This window comes from Buttiauxella cochleicola (assembly GCF_021282405.1).
In the GTDB taxonomy this organism is placed as follows: domain Bacteria; phylum Pseudomonadota; class Gammaproteobacteria; order Enterobacterales; family Enterobacteriaceae; genus Buttiauxella; species Buttiauxella massiliensis.
In genome coordinates this window covers 353253-370037 of record NZ_JAJSOU010000002.1, presented here as the reverse complement: position 1 = coordinate 370037, position 16785 = coordinate 353253, and the positions used below count along the sequence as shown (strand labels likewise).

The window sequence follows — 16785 nt, the reverse complement described above, 5'->3', positions numbered from 1 at the left end:
ACGGGTTACTTCGCTTTCGCCAGATATTGCGCCATCTCCGCTTCTGGCACCATGCCGCCGCCTGTCGCCCAAACGATATGAGTAGCATTTTGCAGTTGCTGCGCGGTGAAGCCATGCATCTGCTGGTAAGCCGTATCTGCACTTACGTGCAGCGGGCCTGGCATTCCTGCTAATGCTGAAGGCTCAAGACGAATATTTTCTTCTTCCGCAAGCCAGCCGAGCAACCGGTACATGGTCTGGTCTTCAAGAGTATAAAAACCATCGAGTAACCGTTGCATTGCGCGCCCAACAAACCCGGATGCACGCCCCACCGCCAGGCCATCAGCGGCAGTAACATTATCAATACCCAAATCTTGCACGGATATCTCATCATGCAGGCCGGTATAAACCCCCAGCAGCATACAAGGCGAATGCGTCGGTTCTGCAAAGAAGCAGTGAACGTTATCACCAAACGCCATTTTCAGACCAAATGCCACACCACCAGGCCCACCGCCCACGCCGCACGGCAGGTAAACAAACAGCGGGTGTTCTTTATCCACAACGCGACCTTGCTGGGTAAACTGGTCTTTTAAGCGCTGACCGGCAACTGAGTAGCCGAGGAAAAGCGTGCGGGAATTCTCATCGTCGATAAAGAAACAGTTAGGGTCGGATTCAGCCGCTTTGCGACCTTGTTCAACGGCAACACCGTAATCTTGCTCGTATTCCACAACCGTCACGCCATGGCTACGCAGTTTGGCTTTTTTCCACGCTCGGGCATCGGCAGACATATGTACGGTGACATTAAAGCCAATGCGCGCGCTCATGATGCCGATGGATAACCCCAGGTTGCCGGTTGAACCAACTGCGATGCTGTATTGGCTAAAGAAAGCTTTAAATTCAGGTGATAGCAGTCTGGTGTAATCATCTTCGGTGGTCAGTAAACCGGCTTCGATTGCCAGTTTTTCGGCATGAGTCAGGACTTCATAAATCCCGCCACGCGCTTTGATGGAACCTGAAATTGGCAGATGGCTGTCCTTTTTCAGCAGCAACTGGCCGCAGATTTTCTGATTAAACTCTTTTTCCAGGCGTTTTTGCATTGCTGGAATGGCGACCAGTTCGGACTCGATAATGCCGTTAGTCGCAGCGGTTTCCGGGAATGCCTGCGCCAGATAAGGCGCAAAACGCGTCAGGCGTGCATGGGCATCCTGCACATCTTCGGCGGTCAGCCCCACGTACGGTAAGCCTTCGGCGAATGTTGTGGTTTCCGGGTTAAACCAACGGGTTTCTTGCAAATCAATCAGATCGCGAACCAGCGGAAACTGTTGAATCAATGTGTTTATTTCAGCGTTTTTCATAAGACAATCTCTTTGCGCTTAGATGATAAAGGAAAGCAGGAACGTCGCGCCCAGTGCTAACAGAGAGGCGATAAAAGTCGCCGTTGTATAGTATTTGAATGTTTCGTTAAGCGTTGCGCCGCAATATTGCTTCACCAGCCAGAACAGTGAGTCTGTGACGATGGTGCAGCCAATTGCGCCGGAGCCAATAGCAATGGTGATAATTTCCGGACTGACGTTGGGATAAAGCGGCAGCATCGGTGCCACAATCGCGGTTGCGCCCATCATTGCCACTGTTGCAGAGCCTACAGCCGCATGCAAAATCAGGGCGACCAGCCATGCCAGCAGGATCGGATGCATATGCAAATTGGATAACAACACCGCCAGCGAATCTGCCAGGCCACTGGTTTTCAGAATGGCGTTAAACGCGCCGCCTGCACCGATAATCAGCAAAATGTTGGCGATAGAACCAAAGCCATTCTCGGTATGGGTTAACAGTTGGCTCATGCCGATATGCTGGCGTAATCCAAGCACGTAATAGGCGACAAACACCGCAATAAACATGGCTGTGATTGGGTTGCCGATAAACTCCAGCAGTGTATATAACGCCCCGCCTTTCGCCATATTCAGCTCGGCGAGGGTTTTGACCAGCATCAGGCCAATCGGCAGTAAAATCGTAAACAGCGTCGCGCCCAATGAAGGCAGCGTTTCTTCGTTACGCACTTTCAGGTCAGAAAATTCAGCAGGGACCGCTTTAAACGGCAGACGATTTCCAACGATTTTCAGGAACAGCGGCCCGCCGACTAACGATGCGGTTAAACCCACCAGTAAACCATACACAATCACTGTGCCGACATCCGCACCCAGTTTGTTGGTGACAAACATCGCCGCTGGGTGTGGCGGAACCACGCAATGGACTGCCATTAACGCAGTACACAATGGAATAGCCAGTTTCAGCAAAGAGGTATTGGTCTTTTTGGCGATAGAAAATGCCAGCGGAATCAGCAACACCACACCGACCTCCACAAATAGCGTGATACCGCAAATCAAGCCAACCAACACCATTATCACATCAGCCGATAACCATCGGCAGCGCTGTAACGCCAGGCCAATCCGCTCGGCGCCGCCTGACACTTCCATCATCTTGCCCAGAATCGTGCCAAGGCCAATGACTGCTGCGAGGAAGCCCAACGTACTGCCAATGCCGTTTTCAATGGCGTTCACCATATCCAGCGGGCTCATACTCATCATGGTGCCGACAAAAAAACTGGCCAGCAACAAAGCGAGGAAAGGGTGAAACTTCAGTTTTACGATAGTAAAGACGATTAAAATTATGCTGCTAAGCAGCGTTCCCACAACCCAAATCTGAGATTCCATACCCACCTCACTCTGCGATTTATCTGCCACTATTGGATAAAAATTGCTCCTGGCTGACAAACGATATAAATAGCATCTCAGATGAGCCAGATTGAGGCAAAAGAGTGATTCAGGTCGAAATTAGGGGTGTTAAATTGATGTTGGTTCGATTTTTCACATCTTAAAACGACGTTTTCGAGGGCGTATTTTACAATGTCGCCATGATTTATCTTTCAGGAAAGCGCTATGGACCCGATTCGTGAAGTCAGAAACCGCCTGCTCAACGGCTGGCAGCTATCAAAACTCTACACATTTGAAGTCGCAGCTCGGCATCAATCCTTCGCGCTGGCAGCGGCAGAGCTTTCGCTAAGTTCGAGCGCGGTCAGCCATCGGATTAATCAGCTTGAGCAGGAGTTGGGGATCCAGCTGTTTGTGCGTTCACACCGTAAAGTTGAGTTAACACATGAAGGAAAACGAGTTTTTTGGGCGCTGAAATCATCGCTGGATACGTTAAATCAGGAGATCCTGGATATCAAAAACCAGGAGCTGTCGGGCTTACTGACTATTTATTCGCGTCCTTCAATTGCTCAGTGTTGGCTGGTGCCGATTTTGGGCGATTTTACGCGGCGCTACCCTTCCATTTCACTGACCATTCTCACTGGCAACGACAACGTGAATCTGCAACGTGCTGGAGTCGACCTGGCGCTTTATTTTGACGATGCCCCTTCATCACAGCTAACCCATCATTTTCTGATGGATGAAGACATCTTGCCGGTTTGCAGTCCGGAATACGCACAGCGATTCGAATTGCATAATAAACCAGAGTTCTTACGAAACTGTACGCTGCTACATGACCGCCAGGCGTGGAGTAACGATTCGGGCACGGACGAATGGCATAGCTGGGCGCAACATTTTTCCATCGATTTACCTTCATCTTCAGGCATTGGATTTGATCGTTCAGACTTAGCTGTTATTGCCGCCGTAAACCAGATAGGTGTGGCAATGGGGCGCAAAAGGCTGGTGCAAAAGCGCCTGGATCGCGGCGAGTTAGTTGCTCCATTTGGTGATATGACGTTGAAATGTCATCAACATTATTACGCAACCACGCTACCCGGGCGGCAATGGCCAAAAATTGAAGCATTTATTCACTGGCTGCAATCACAAGTTTAATTTGGTGCTGTCACAGCGTTGTTTCATGTGCGGGACGAACTCCGAAAAATGAGTCTGTTGTAACTTTCAGTTGATGCCTTCCGTCAATTTATGTATTTTTATGCAGATTAAATGCATAACTAAATAACTTTTCGGAGTGAAAAATGTTCAGGGAATTAGTTAAATCAGTTGTTTTCGCCGGGTGCATGTTGTCCTCCGTTGTCTCTTCCGCTTATGCCGTGCAGCAGACTTATGTTGTGGGCTCTGGTGGTACGTACCGCCCATTTGAATTTGAAAACAGCCAGAAACAGCTGGAAGGTTTTGATATCGATATCATCAAAGCTATCGCCAAAGCAGAAGGCTTTGATATCAAACTGGTTAATACACCGTGGGAAGGTATTTTTGCCACGCTGAACTCCGGCGACCGTGACATCATTATTTCTGGCATCACCATCACCGATAAACGCAAAGCGATGGTTGATTTCTCCGCGCCATATTTCCCGGCAGAGCAGTCCATCGTGGTACCCAATGACTCCAAAGTGGATTCCGTTAACGCGCTAAAAGGTAAGAAAGTCGGCGTGGTGAACTCTAGCGCAGGCGATACCGTCGTATCCGATACGCTGGGTAAAAACAGCACTGATATCAAACGCTTTGATAATACGCCGCTGATGCTGCAAGAACTTGCTGAAGACGGTATAGACGCGGCAGTTGGCGATGTGGGTGTGGTGAAGTACTACATCAAATCTCACCCGGAAAAAGCGTTGAAAGCGGTTAAAGATGATAAATTCGAACGCCAGTATTTCGGCATTGCCGTAGCGAAAGATAACCAGGAACTGCTGGGTAAAATCAACGCAGGACTGAAGAAAATCGTCGCCGACGGGACCTACGCAAAAATCTATTCCACCTGGTTTGATAGCAACGTTCCAACTCTCCCCGCTGAATAATTTGCGATACCCGTTAGCATTTGAGTTGCAGCCAACACCCCTGCAGCTTGAAGGATAATGGGTATATGACTTGGGGCCGTTTTGGCCCCAACAAGGACAGGTATGACCGGATTTCGCTGGGAGATAATCTCAGAATACGCGCCGCTATTTATGCAAGGCGCGATCATGACCATCAAGTGCACCATCATCTGCGTTATTTTAGGCACCACATGGGGCTTGCTGCTTGGTCTGGGCCGCATGGCGCATGCCGAAGATGGCCCGTGGAAACACGTGCTGCGTTATGCGGTGCAGTGGCCGGTGCGCGTTTACGTCAGTGCGTTCCGTGGCACACCACTGTTTGTGCAAATCATGGTGGTTCACTTTGCGCTGGTGCCGCTGTTTATCAACCCGCGTGATGGCATGTTGGTGACCAGTGGGCTGATGTCGGTGGATTTTGCCCGTGCACTGCGCTCTGAATATGGCGCATTTCTCTCGTGCGTGGTGGCGATTACGCTCAACGCCGGGGCTTATGTCTCTGAGATTTTCCGTGCGGGTATTCAGTCTATCGATAAAGGCCAGATGGAAGCTTCCCGCGCTTTAGGTATGGGCTGGGGCAAAACGATGCGCAAAGTGATTTTGCCGCAGGCATTCCGCCGGATTCTGCCGCCGCTAGGTAATAACGCTATCGCCATTGTGAAAGATTCTTCACTGGCTTCAGCGATTGGCCTTGCAGATTTGGCCTACGCCGCACGTACCGTCTCTGGCGCTTATGCGACATATTGGGAACCGTACCTGACGATCTCGCTGGTGTATTGGGTGCTGACGTTCATGCTCTCGCTGATGGTGCAACACATGGAAAAGAGGTTTGGCAAAAGTGATTCACGTTAAGGATTTACAGAAACAATTTGGCAAAACCCATGTGCTGCGCGGCATTTCCTGTGATATCGCGCCACAGGAAGTGGTGTGTGTGATTGGTCCGTCCGGTTCCGGTAAGAGTACCTTTCTACGCTGCCTGAACTCGCTGGAAAAGCCGGATGGTGGTGAGGTAATGGTGAACGGTTTTGCCGTACACGACCCAAAAACTAACCTCAACACGCTGCGCGAAAGTATTGGCATGGTATTCCAGCGTTTTAACCTGTTCCCACATATGACAGTGCTGGAAAACCTGACGATGGCGCCGATGTCGCTTAAAGGTTTATCGAAGGCTGAAGCCGTGTCACGTGCGGAAAAACTGCTGCAAAAGGTTGGGTTGATAGACAAAATCGACGCCTGGCCGTCAAGCCTTTCCGGTGGGCAGCAGCAGCGTGTGGCGATTGCCCGTGCGCTGGCAATGGAGCCGTCGATCATTCTGTTTGATGAGCCAACTTCAGCACTCGACCCGGAACTGGTAGGTGAAGTGCTAGCCGTGATGAAACAGCTGGCTCTGGAAGGAATGACGATGGTTATCGTCACTCACGAAATGGGGTTTGCCCGTGAAGTGGCGGATCGCGTGGTGTTTATTGATCAGGGTGTGATTCAGGAGCAGGGGCCGCCGTCGCAACTGTTTAGCAACCCGACTAACCCACGTACCAAAGAGTTTTTGAGTAAAGTGCTTTAAGTTGGATAGTGTCGGGTAGCGCTACGCTTACCCGACCTACGCTTGCGTTTCACCTTCTCGGGTTGAGCGGAAATTACACCGCTTCACCATGCCGCTGAAACTTATGCGACAACGGAAGCCAGCAAAACAAAATCATCACACCCATCGCGGTCATCAACATGCCGAGGCTGAATTGCCCGGTTTGTGGCAGCAACGCAGAAAACCACGCCATTGCACCAGAACCGATATTTTGTAGCCCCCCAACCAGCGCGCCCGCGGTACCTGCGAGGAATGGGAACGGCTCCATTGCGCCGCTGGTCGCCAGTGGGAATAACATCCCTGCACCGAAGAAGAACAGCGCGGCTGGCACCAGTAATGTCCAGATGTTCATAATTCCAAGCCAGCCTGGAATCCACATTAAAATGCCGGCAAACAGGCAGCTCAATACGGCTTGCCACATCAATGAAGAGAAGCGCGCATTCTCCCGGCCAGCATACCAGGAGCCAAAGAAGGCTGCTGGGATAGGGAGAATAAACAGAATACTCACTACTACGCCATTGAGCCCAAGAACGCCGCCCATCAATACACCGGAACAGGCTTCAAATACGGCTACGCCTGCCAGTCCACCGACCAGCATCAGCAGATAACAATTAAACGAACCGCTGCCTAGTAAGGCTTTATAGCTCGTAACCAGTCGTTGAGGTTTAGCCTGAACCGGGCGCGTTTCAGGTAACCAGCGCAACATGCAGAAGGTGACAATGGTGCAAAGCACCAGCAAGAAGCCGTAGCAAGCACGCCAGCCCCATACGGAATCAAGCATCCCCCCAATGACCGGAGCCAATAGCGGGCTGACCAGAATCCCCATATTCAGCAGACTGTTGGCTGAACGGAGCGATGCACCTTCGTAAAGGTCACGCGGCATGGTTCGTGCCATCACACCTGCAACGCCTGTCCCCATTCCCTGCAACGCACTGGCAATCACCAGAGCCGTTAAATTAGTGGTGAACAGAGCCCAAAGTGTGGCGAGGATGAAAATACTCATCCCGGTGAGAATGACCGGGCGGCGGCCGATGCGGTCTGAGATCGGCCCGTAGACAAGTTGCGACACGCCATAGGTCAGCAAATACGCCGCCATCACTTGCTGAATTGCCCCACTGCGCACGCCGAAGTCGTGAGCCATATCGGGAATTGAAGGGATATAAATGGTTTGCGTCATTTGCCCGACAGCAACCAGCAGAATCAACATCATCAGCAGGTGAATATTGGCTAACTTTTTCATTTTCTCAGGTGTTATTTGTGGTGTTGATGCCAATCGTCAGTTTATAAAACTGACTACGCCAAAAAATCGAGAGGAATCTACCACACAAAGACGATGAAACCCTATGGCCTGGCACCTTTTGAATGAGAGATAAATTGGCAGCATGTAAAGCCTGAACGGCAATTTATGTTGCCAGCGAAACGGCAACAGAGGTTTATAAAAAGGAGGCGGTTTCCCGCCTCCTTTTAGTGCGACTTGAAGACGATGAATTACTTGAAGTATTTCATGGCGACCTCAAGCAGTTGCAGTAACGCAACCATGAGTTTCAGAAACGCAATAGCCAGTCCCATCAAGCCCATACGCTTTCTCCTGTTACCAGGAGCACTTTCAGCAGACAAGCCTTTCCGCTGCCTGTAGCCTGCTGAATTTGTTGAGGTGATCCGATGTGCTCCACTGAGGTTAAGGCACTGACGGCACCACCCGTTTCAGCCAGGACTTAAATTGCGCGGCGGTTTGCGGCCTCAGAGCACATCACATTCAACACAATCAGTATATCCATTATACTGTATAAATAAACAGTAAAAAGATGAAAATGCGAACAGCTTCGCAAGCCATAGATTTATGCGTTGTTCACATTAGCAGCAAGTATTTGCACCACGGTGGGTTTCGTCGTATATTTTGGAGGTTGATGTGATCTGGTGTGCGAAGCAGTAAAAGCACTAGTAGCAAAAACAAAAAACCTCGCCTCACCAGCGGGGTTTTTTGTTTTTGTAGGTTCTGAAATTGACTGAGTTCTAAAACCCGTGGGGAACGGATTGCCCGAAGCCATCGCCGCTGTCAGTGCTGTTATCCTGCCGTCCTCGTGCTTCCAGCCTGTCTGCACGCATTTTCTCGCTTATTTCTCTGCGCTGCTCAGTGGTTAAATTTTCACGGCCATAATACTGATCCGGATATTGCGAGCGCATGATTAATGCCTCGTTAGTCTCTGCCGGGCTAATGGTTTTATGCCCGTCATAGCCTGAGGTATCAGTCGATGAACAGCCAATAATGGCAAGTGGGATAAGCACTATCAGAGCAAATTTGTAAGCCATATCTCTTCCTGAAGCAGCACGATGGTAAGCGTATTCACGCAGCGTATCATGGTTAGTTTAGCTGCGACTGCCTGGCGTCACACGATTTGGCGAAATGTTTAAACACACTCTTTCAAACGACTTTCCTCACCGGTTTTCATTTGCGAATTACCCTTAATAAGCTTGCTAATAATTCATAAGCTGAATACTGGAGAGAAAAATGACTAAGCATTGTTTTTCCGCTTTGCTGCTCAGCGCTTTGCTGCTGAGTGCTGGTTCTATGGCGACGGCAGCTGAAAATGTTATCAGACCGGTGCGTGGCATTATCGATGCTGTGAATGGTAATACGCTCAAAATCACCACGCGGCAGGGGGAGAAGCTCGATGTCGCACTGACCGATCAAACTAAAGTGAATAGCGTCAGCGAGGCAAAAGTAAGTGATATCAAACCTGATAGTTTTATTGGCACAGCGGCGGTGCAGCAGGCTGATGGCACGCTGAAAGCGTTAGAAGTACATGTATTCGCGCCGAGCTTGCGGGGATCGGGTGAAGGGTTTAACCCTTTTGAGTCTGCCGACGGCAATGTAAACACCATGACCAACGGTACGGTCGGAAAACTGGTTAATAGTCATGGCCGTACGATGACGGTGAAGGTTAAAGATCAGGAAAAAACAGTCATTGTTCCGGATGACGCTCCGGTCGTGCTGATTACCCCAGCGGATAAATCACTGTTGAAACCAGGTACTAAAGTCGTTTTACATACCACGAAAGATGACAAAGGTCAGTTGGTTGCACGCGGTATATCCGCTGGTAAAGATGGCCTGACACCGCCGATGTAAATGCAGAATTTTTCGCCCTGGCAATGAGCCAGGGCGAGATACAGCCAAATCCAATGCTTAAGACAGTGGGCTCAGCGTAATTTCTACGCGGCGGTTCTGCGCTTTGCCTTCAGCCGTGCTGTTGCTGGCGATTGGATTCGCCGGGCCTGCACCTGTGGTACGCACACGGTTTGCTGCCACACCTTGTGTGATCAGCGCGCTACCCACACCATCTGCACGCTGCTGGGAAAGCTTCATATTCAGCTCCTGGCTGCCGGTGCTGTCAGTGTAACCAACGATATTAACCGCAGTTTTTGGGTATTCTTTTAATACCATTGCCACGCCGGTCAGGGTATTCGCACCAGCCGGTTTCAGTGTTGCGCTGCTGCTGTCGAAGGTGACATTGTTTGGCATGTTAAGCACGATGTTGTCGCCACTACGCGTCACACTCACGCCTGTTCCCTGCATTTTTTCGCGAAGTTTCGCTTCCTGCACATCCATGTAATAACCGACGCCACCACCTAATGCAGCACCTGCTGCGGCACCAATCAAAGCGCCTTTGCCGCGATCTTTTTTCGATGAGGAGAGAGCGCCAACGCCTGCGCCTACCAGCGAGCCAATACCGGCTCCAATGCCTGATTTCCCTGCTTCACGTTCGCCGGTGTAAGGGTTGGTAGTACAACCAGAAACTGCTAACGTGCCGCAAACAATGGCGGCAATCATCATGACGCGTTTTTTCATCTCATTTCCTTTGTGAATTTAATAACTCAACCGCGACTTCAGCGGCGGTTGATTATGCCGTGTGAATGTGTAGAAATTTCTATAGAGTCGTCTGAATTTGTAAACAAAATATTGAGTGGCCATCAGGCCGCCACCTGCACAACACCTGCAAATAAGGGAGCCCGAATTGGCTAACGCATTCTCATCAAACAAGAAAATTCTAACCGCCGCACACTGGGGCCCGATGATCGTTGAAACTGACGGAAAGCGAGTTCTCGCTTCCAGAGGGGCATTGGAAACCGGGCATGAGAATTCATTGCAAAGCGCAGTTCCGGACCAGGTACATAGTAAAGCTCGTGTGCAGTATCCCATGGCCAGGAAAGGTTTTCTTGTCTCACCCGAGGCACCACAAGGTGTGCGGGGTGAAGATGAGTATGTGCGTATCAGCTGGGATGAAGCGCTCCAGCTGATTCACCTGCAGCACCAACGCATTCGCAAGACTTATGGAGCAGCGTCTATTTTCGCGGGTTCCTACGGCTGGCGCTCCAATGGGGTGCTTCATAAAGCGTCTACGTTATTACAGCGTTATATGAATCTGGCGGGCGGCTATACCGGGCATTTGGGGGATTATTCCACGGGGGCGGCACAAGTCATTATGCCGTATGTGGTTGGATCAAATGAGGTTTATCAGCAGCAAACCAGCTGGCCGTTGGTGCTTGAGCATAGCGATGTGGTGGTGCTGTGGAGCGCCAACCCATTGAACACACTAAAGATTGCCTGGAACGCCAGCGACGAACAGGGCGTGAAGTTTTTTGAGCAACTGAAAAACAGCGGTAAAACCGTGATCGCCATTGATCCGATGCGATCGGAAACGGTGGATTTCTTTGGTGAAAATGCCCAGTGGATTGCTCCAAATATGGGAACTGATGTCGCGCTGATGTTGGGTATCGCGCATACGCTGGTTAAACACGGCTGGCACGACACAGACTTCCTGGTGCGCTGTACTCATGGCTACGAAAAATTCGCCGCTTATCTGACGGGTGAAACCGATGGCCAGCCGAAAAACGCCGAATGGGCGGCGAAGATTTGTGGTGTGCCGGTGCAAACCATTGAATATCTGGCGCAGGTGTTTAGCCGCAATCGCACCATGCTGATGTCGGGCTGGGGGATGCAGCGCCAGCAGTATGGCGAGCAAAAGCACTGGATGCTGGTCACGCTTGCAGCGATGCTGGGGCAAATTGGTACGCCGGGCGGCGGTTTTGGTTTGTCTTATCACTTTGCGAACGGCGGCAACCCGACGCGACGCGCGGCGGTGCTGGGTTCAATGCAGGGAACGGTGGCAAACGGTACAGATGCTGTCGAGAAAATCCCGGTGGCACGCATTGTTGAGGCGCTGGAAAACCCAGGTGGCGAGTATCAGCACAATGGGCAGCAAAAAATATTCCCGGATATTCGCATGCTCTGGTGGGCGGGTGGCGGCAATTTTACCCACCATCAAGATACCAATCGTCTAATAAAAGCCTGGCAGAAACCGGAGTTGGTCGTTATTTCCGAATGCTTCTGGACGGCGGCCGCAAAACACGCAGATATTGTGTTGCCGATCACCACATCGTTTGAGCGTAATGATTTAACGATGACCGGTGATTACAGTAACCAGCATTTAGTGCCGATGAAGCAGGTCGTTTCCCCACAAGGGGAGGCGCGCAATGATTTCGATGTTTTTGCCCAACTCAGTGCATTGTGGGAAGAGGGCGGTGAAGCCCGTTTTACGGAGGGAAAAACCGAGCTGCAATGGCTGGAAGAGTTCTATGACATTGCGCGCAAGCGCGGTGCGACACAGCAGGTCGAACTGCCGGAATTTAAACAGTTCTGGGAAGCTAACCAACTGATAGAAATGCCGGAAAGTGAAAAGAACGCCGGATTTATCCGTTTCGCTGATTTCCGCCATGATCCGCAGGCTAATCCATTAAAAACACCAAGCGGAAAAATCGAAATTTACTCCGAGCGTATTGCCAGTTTTGGTTACGCTGATTGCCCTCCGCATCCGACCTGGCTTGCGCCAGACGAATGGCAAGGCAATGCGCAGTCCGGCCAGCTTCAACTGCTTTCATCTCATCCGGCACACCGCCTGCACAGCCAACTCAACTATGCGGCATTGCGTGACAAATATGCGATTGCCGGGCGTGAGCCGTTAACGTTGCATCCAAAAGATGCGGCTGAACGTGGCATTGCGGATGGTGATTTAGTGCGTGTCTGGAATGCGCGTGGGCAGGTGCTGGTGGGTGCGCTGGTAACAGAAGGCATCAAGCCTGGAGTAGTCTGTATTCACCAGGGGGCGTGGCCGGATTTAGACGATGAAAAGCTGTGTAAAAACGGTGCGGTGAATGTGCTGACCCTCGATATTCCGACTTCGCGTCTGGCAAATGGCTGTGCTGCGAACTCGTCTCTGGTGTGGGCCGAAAAGTATCTCGGCCCGGTACCGGACGTTACGGCATTTGTTCCGCCTGCCAGCTCATAATCCAGGTCGGGTGGTGCGTTTCGTTTTGCCAGGCGCTTTCTTCAATGCGAAAGCCCTGGTGATGGTAGAAATGTACTGCCCGATGATTCTTCTGGTAAACCTCAAGGCTTAGTGCGGGATAAAGCGCTTTGACGTGCTCCATTAACGCTTGCCCGATTCCTTTGCCAATAAAAGGTTCGCTAACAAATAGTGCGCCAATAAATAGCGAATCCAGCACGCTAATAAATCCCACCATTTTGTCCTGGTGCAGATAAACCCAGGTCGCAGATTGCGGAATATAGACATTCCGTACGATGGACTCACTTTCGTGCCAGTAATTTTCGCTAATAAATGGATGAGCCTGAATCGTGCTGGCAAGCCAGATTTCAATCAGTTCATCCATTTCACCAGGCTGTAAGCGGCGAATCATTTGAGATTATCGGGGTGGCAGAAGCAAGTGGTGACGTGGTCATTGACCAGCCCGCAGGCCTGCATAAATGAGTAGCAAATGGTTGACCCCACAAACTTAAAGCCGCGTTTTTTCAGCGCTTTTGATAACGCGTCGGAAGCAGGGGTGGTGGTAGGGATTTCTGCAAGCGTTGCGGCCTGCGTAATCTGCGCCTGGTTATCGACAAACGACCAGACAAACTCCGGGAATTTCTCACCGTTGGCTTCCATCGCCAGATACGCTTTCGCGTTATTGATGATGGCTTCTATTTTCCCGCGATGGCGGATAATACCGGCATTCTGTACCAGTTCGTCGACATCTTCCGGTTGCAGTAAAGCCACGGCTTGAGGATCGAAATTTTTAAAGCAGCGACGGTAGTTTTCGCGTTTTTTCAGCACGGTTATCCATGATAAACCGGCCTGTTGTCCTTCAAGGCAAATCATCTCAAACAGGTGTTGCCCGTCAGTCATCGGCACACCCCATTCCTTATCGTGGTACTCGATATAGAGCGGGTCATTGGATACCCATCCACAACGCAGCATACGTCTCTCCTTTGATGAAATTTCTCGTGCCAACTTGACGTGCGAAATAAAGCGACAATAGTTAATTCAGGGCCATCTTGATACACCATGAGTTATTTAGGGGTTATCCGCAAGCCCGACAAAAAGACTAATAATATCGCCGGATTTGGCTCTTTTCTGGAGTCGTTTTGATGATCAAAATTATACGCAGTGGTCGCCGTGTCACTTTCTCCACGGTGCTGGCTTTGTGTTGCCTGTCACACGCTACGAATGTATTTGCCTGGCAACAAGAATATGTCGCCGAAGAAACTTCGGGCGAAGCGCAGGATCGTTACACTTGGGACAGTAATCGCCAACCAAGCTACAACGATATTCTCGCAGAAAGGATTAATTCTTCTTTTACCTCCCAAAACCAGGAGGGGCTGATGCTCGTTTCTGGTAACGCTAATATTAGCGCTGATACCTCACGTTTGGGCATCGGCTGGAATATCTCTTTGCCTGGCAATATAACAACCGGCCCGACAGCAAAATACAGTTGGGATGGCTCAACGCCAGGGATTTATAACGAGTATGGTGACACGGCTGTCGCAGCGCGCTTTACCGATCAGCTCTGGCATGCCAGCGTCTCTACTGTGGGTTGGCGTCTGGATTCGTCGGTCGGCTATCTGCGCCCGTGGGCCCAGGTTAGCTATAACCATCAATATGGTGAAAATCTCTGGAAGGCACAGTCAGGACTGCGAACAAATGTCGTGACGAGTCAGGATGCGAGCTGGATGGATGTGACCGTGGGTGCCGATATGCCAATTGGTAAAAATATGGCAGCTTTTGCTTCTATGTCACAAGCCGAAGGATTAACGACGGGTGAGGCATATATATATAACGTTGGCGTCAGTGCGCGTTTTTGATCATTAACGTAACCTTCAATTGATATATTTAACATTTAATAATCAGTGTTTACGCACCTTATATTGATAGTAATTACTAACGTTATTCATTTTTGAATCAACGTCCAGGCCATTCATACCCTCTCAGGTGCATTTCATTCCGGCCTGAGTGCACTTCATGCCTTTTTCTCCTGGAATAAAATGCACTTCGTTACTCTTGGCAGCAGAAGATTTCTCTTAAATTTTGCGGACATCTGCCATGAATAATTCTACCTACAACCGTACTCGTTGGTTAACTCTGATCGGCACCATCATTACCCAGTTTGCATTGGGTTCCGTTTATACCTGGAGCTTGTTCAACAGCGCACTGTCGCAAAAGCTGGGTGAGCCAATCAGCCAGGTGGCATTCTCCTTCGGTTTACTCAGCCTTGGCCTTGCGATTTCTTCCTCTGTTGCGGGTAAATTGCAGGAACGTTTTGGTGTACGCAAAGTAACGATGGCGGCAGGTGTACTGCTAGGTGTTGGTTTCTTCCTTACCGCCCACTCCAACAATCTGCTGATGTTGTGGTTGAGCGCAGGTGTGCTGGTGGGCCTGGCAGATGGTGCAGGTTACCTGTTAACGCTTTCCAACTGCGTGAAATGGTTCCCTGAGCGTAAAGGTCTGATTTCCGCATTTGCCATTGGCTCTTACGGCCTGGGCAGCCTGGGCTTCAAATATATCGACAGCCATTTGCTGGCGACCGTCGGCCTGGAAAGCACCTTCATGATCTGGGGTGGCCTGGCGATGGTGATGATTCTGTTCGGTTCAATGCTGATGAAAGATGCGCCATTGCAGGAAGTTAAAACCGCAAATGGTGTGGCTGAAAAAGATTACACCCTGGCTGAATCCATGCGTAAACCGCAGTATTGGATGCTGGCAGTAATGTTCCTGACAGCTTGCATGAGTGGCCTGTACGTGATTGGTGTGGCGAAAGATATCGCACAAGGCATGGTGCATTTAACTGCTGAATCTGCGGCGAATGCGGTAACAGTTATCGCCATTGCTAACCTGAGTGGCCGCCTGGTGCTGGGTATTCTGTCCGATAAGATTGCTCGTATCCGCGTTATCACTATCGGTCAGGTCATTTCTTTAGTCGGTATGGCTGCACTGCTATTCGCTCCACTTAATGAAGTGACTTTCTTTGCCGCGATTGCCTGCGTAGCGTTTAACTTCGGCGGCACCATCACCGTTTACCCATCACTGGTGAGCGAGTTCTTTGGTCTGAATAACCTGACTAAAAACTACGGTGTGATTTACTTAGGATTCGGTATTGGCAGCATTTGTGGTTCGATTATCGCTTCCATCTTCGGCGGCTTCTACGTGACCTTCTGCGTCATCTTTGCCCTGCTGATTTTGTCTCTGGCGATTTCAACTACCATCCGCACTCCAGCGCGCGAAGTTTATCAAGAAGCTCACGCTTGATAGCGAGCCATTAACGCCGCAAACCATGCCGCCGGGACGTTATACGGCGGCATCATTAATTGTGAAATCCCCTGCTCTATAATGCCTTCAGCTTGTGCTTTTAAAATCTCATTTCCCCGCTGTAACCCTGCCAACTGAATACGTTTTTCTATCAAATAGACTCGAGCAAAGTGCGGGTCGTAGAGCAAAATTTCACGCGTGTTATCGATGATGTCAGCCAGTTTGATGGTTTGCGCTTCCTGGCTTGCGTTGGCGGTATGCAGGAAGTGAGCACGTTTACGATGCATGCGATTGGTGCCGGGGAGTTGTTCAGGGTTGGTAACCATTGCCACCAAAGTCGCCACATCCGGGCCAAAGTGCTCCTGAATGTCGATAAGCGTGGTGCCGGTGTCCTCAACAGTGTCGTGCAACCAGGCTGCCGCGAGCACTTCCTCAATGGGAGAAACGCTCCTGACTATCTCCACCACGGCTGCTGGATGGACGATATATGGCTCAAGAGTATATTTGCGGCGCTGATCGCAAGCTGCATGAGCTTTCGTTGCATATCGGCGTGCGCGTTCTTCTAAAGACAGCATAACTACCTCTCTGCATCACCAATATTGCCTGATATGTTCCATAACCCACCTGCGTTGAGCCAGCATGAGATATGTAAACAAGCGTGTGAATCACGAATTTTGCCGATACTTTTTTCTCTCCCTATGTTCTACTAATCCGCGCCAAAAATTGGCTAAGAATCATCCTGATTCGGACTCTATTTTTTATTGCTCAGAATTTTCTTCACCAGGGGGAGT

The 16785-nt window shown here is 50.3% G+C and carries 16 protein-coding genes; 8 read left to right on the top strand and 8 right to left on the bottom strand.

The features are described from left to right. Nucleotides 1-5: 5 nt before the first annotated feature. Nucleotides 6-1334, bottom strand: a complete 1329-nt coding sequence (dsdA, locus tag LVQ79_RS03995) for a D-serine ammonia-lyase (RefSeq protein ID WP_232863972.1) — start codon at nucleotides 1332-1334, stop codon at nucleotides 6-8. 18 nt (nucleotides 1335-1352) lie between these two features. Further along, complete coding sequence (gene dsdX / locus LVQ79_RS03990; RefSeq protein ID WP_232863971.1) at nucleotides 1353-2690, bottom strand: D-serine transporter DsdX; 1338 nt, start codon at nucleotides 2688-2690, stop codon at nucleotides 1353-1355. A gap of 225 nt (nucleotides 2691-2915) precedes the next feature. On the opposite strand from dsdX, the gene dsdC reads away from it, so the two are divergent. The 4 genes from dsdC (at nucleotide 2916) to LVQ79_RS03970 (ending at nucleotide 6338) form a co-directional block, all read left to right on the top strand. Further along, complete coding sequence (gene dsdC / locus LVQ79_RS03985) at nucleotides 2916-3839, top strand: DNA-binding transcriptional regulator DsdC (protein ID WP_034460646.1); 924 nt, start codon at nucleotides 2916-2918, stop codon at nucleotides 3837-3839. Nucleotides 3840-4024: 185 nt separating this feature from the next. Next, on the top strand, nucleotides 4025-4762 hold the full coding sequence (locus tag LVQ79_RS03980; protein WP_370639826.1) for a basic amino acid ABC transporter substrate-binding protein: 738 nt from the start codon (nucleotides 4025-4027) through the stop codon (nucleotides 4760-4762). Between the two features lie 102 nt (nucleotides 4763-4864). Next, nucleotides 4865-5629 carry an amino acid ABC transporter permease gene (locus LVQ79_RS03975; RefSeq protein ID WP_151993883.1) on the top strand — a complete coding sequence of 255 codons (765 nt, stop codon included), beginning with the start codon at nucleotides 4865-4867 and terminating at the stop codon, nucleotides 5627-5629. Next, entirely contained in the window at nucleotides 5616-6338 is a 723-nt protein-coding gene (locus LVQ79_RS03970; RefSeq protein ID WP_232864029.1) for an amino acid ABC transporter ATP-binding protein, read from the top strand. The genes LVQ79_RS03975 and LVQ79_RS03970 overlap by 14 nt, the downstream gene beginning before the upstream one ends. Before the next feature lie 73 nt (nucleotides 6339-6411). Here the strand turns inward: LVQ79_RS03970 and emrD are convergent, their stop codons facing one another. Next, on the bottom strand, nucleotides 6412-7596 hold the full coding sequence (gene emrD, locus LVQ79_RS03965) for a multidrug efflux MFS transporter EmrD (RefSeq protein ID WP_232863969.1): 1185 nt from the start codon (nucleotides 7594-7596) through the stop codon (nucleotides 6412-6414). A gap of 773 nt (nucleotides 7597-8369) precedes the next feature. After that, nucleotides 8370-8666 carry a hypothetical protein gene (locus LVQ79_RS03955; protein ID WP_151993880.1) on the bottom strand — a complete coding sequence of 99 codons (297 nt, stop codon included), beginning with the start codon at nucleotides 8664-8666 and terminating at the stop codon, nucleotides 8370-8372. A 199-nt stretch (nucleotides 8667-8865) separates the two neighbouring features. Between LVQ79_RS03955 and LVQ79_RS03950 the strand changes: the two genes are divergently transcribed. Next, complete coding sequence (locus LVQ79_RS03950; protein ID WP_232863968.1) at nucleotides 8866-9483, top strand: hypothetical protein; 618 nt, start codon at nucleotides 8866-8868, stop codon at nucleotides 9481-9483. A gap of 57 nt (nucleotides 9484-9540) precedes the next feature. Here the strand turns inward: LVQ79_RS03950 and LVQ79_RS03945 are convergent, their stop codons facing one another. Next, the gene (locus tag LVQ79_RS03945; RefSeq protein WP_034460637.1) at nucleotides 9541-10203 is read right to left on the bottom strand and encodes an OmpA family lipoprotein; all 663 of its coding nucleotides are present in this window, start codon (nucleotides 10201-10203) and stop codon (nucleotides 9541-9543) included. A 166-nt stretch (nucleotides 10204-10369) separates the two neighbouring features. On the opposite strand from LVQ79_RS03945, the gene LVQ79_RS03940 reads away from it, so the two are divergent. After that, nucleotides 10370-12700, top strand: a complete 2331-nt coding sequence (locus LVQ79_RS03940) for a molybdopterin guanine dinucleotide-containing S/N-oxide reductase (protein WP_255668721.1) — start codon at nucleotides 10370-10372, stop codon at nucleotides 12698-12700. Here the strand turns inward: LVQ79_RS03940 and LVQ79_RS03935 are convergent. Next, a complete protein-coding gene (locus LVQ79_RS03935; protein WP_232863967.1) occupies nucleotides 12669-13109 on the bottom strand; it encodes an N-acetyltransferase in 441 nt (146 codons plus the stop codon). The genes LVQ79_RS03940 and LVQ79_RS03935 overlap by 32 nt on opposite strands. Then, nucleotides 13106-13669 carry a DNA-3-methyladenine glycosylase I gene (tag, locus tag LVQ79_RS03930; protein ID WP_232863966.1) on the bottom strand — a complete coding sequence of 188 codons (564 nt, stop codon included), beginning with the start codon at nucleotides 13667-13669 and terminating at the stop codon, nucleotides 13106-13108. Before tag ends, LVQ79_RS03935 begins: the two co-directional genes overlap by 4 nt. A gap of 170 nt (nucleotides 13670-13839) precedes the next feature. Between tag and LVQ79_RS03925 the strand changes: the two genes are divergently transcribed. Next, nucleotides 13840-14553 (top strand): autotransporter domain-containing protein, encoded by a 714-nt coding sequence (locus LVQ79_RS03925; protein WP_232863965.1) that lies wholly within the window; start codon nucleotides 13840-13842, stop codon nucleotides 14551-14553. A gap of 238 nt (nucleotides 14554-14791) precedes the next feature. Then, complete coding sequence (locus tag LVQ79_RS03920) at nucleotides 14792-15994, top strand: L-lactate MFS transporter (protein WP_232863964.1); 1203 nt, start codon at nucleotides 14792-14794, stop codon at nucleotides 15992-15994. Here the strand turns inward: LVQ79_RS03920 and LVQ79_RS03915 are convergent. Next, nucleotides 15985-16569, bottom strand: coding sequence for an HD domain-containing protein (locus LVQ79_RS03915; protein ID WP_151993874.1), 585 nt, complete (start codon nucleotides 16567-16569; stop codon nucleotides 15985-15987). The two genes, LVQ79_RS03920 and LVQ79_RS03915, sit on opposite strands and share 10 nt — an antisense overlap. Nucleotides 16570-16785: the final 216 nt, after the last annotated feature.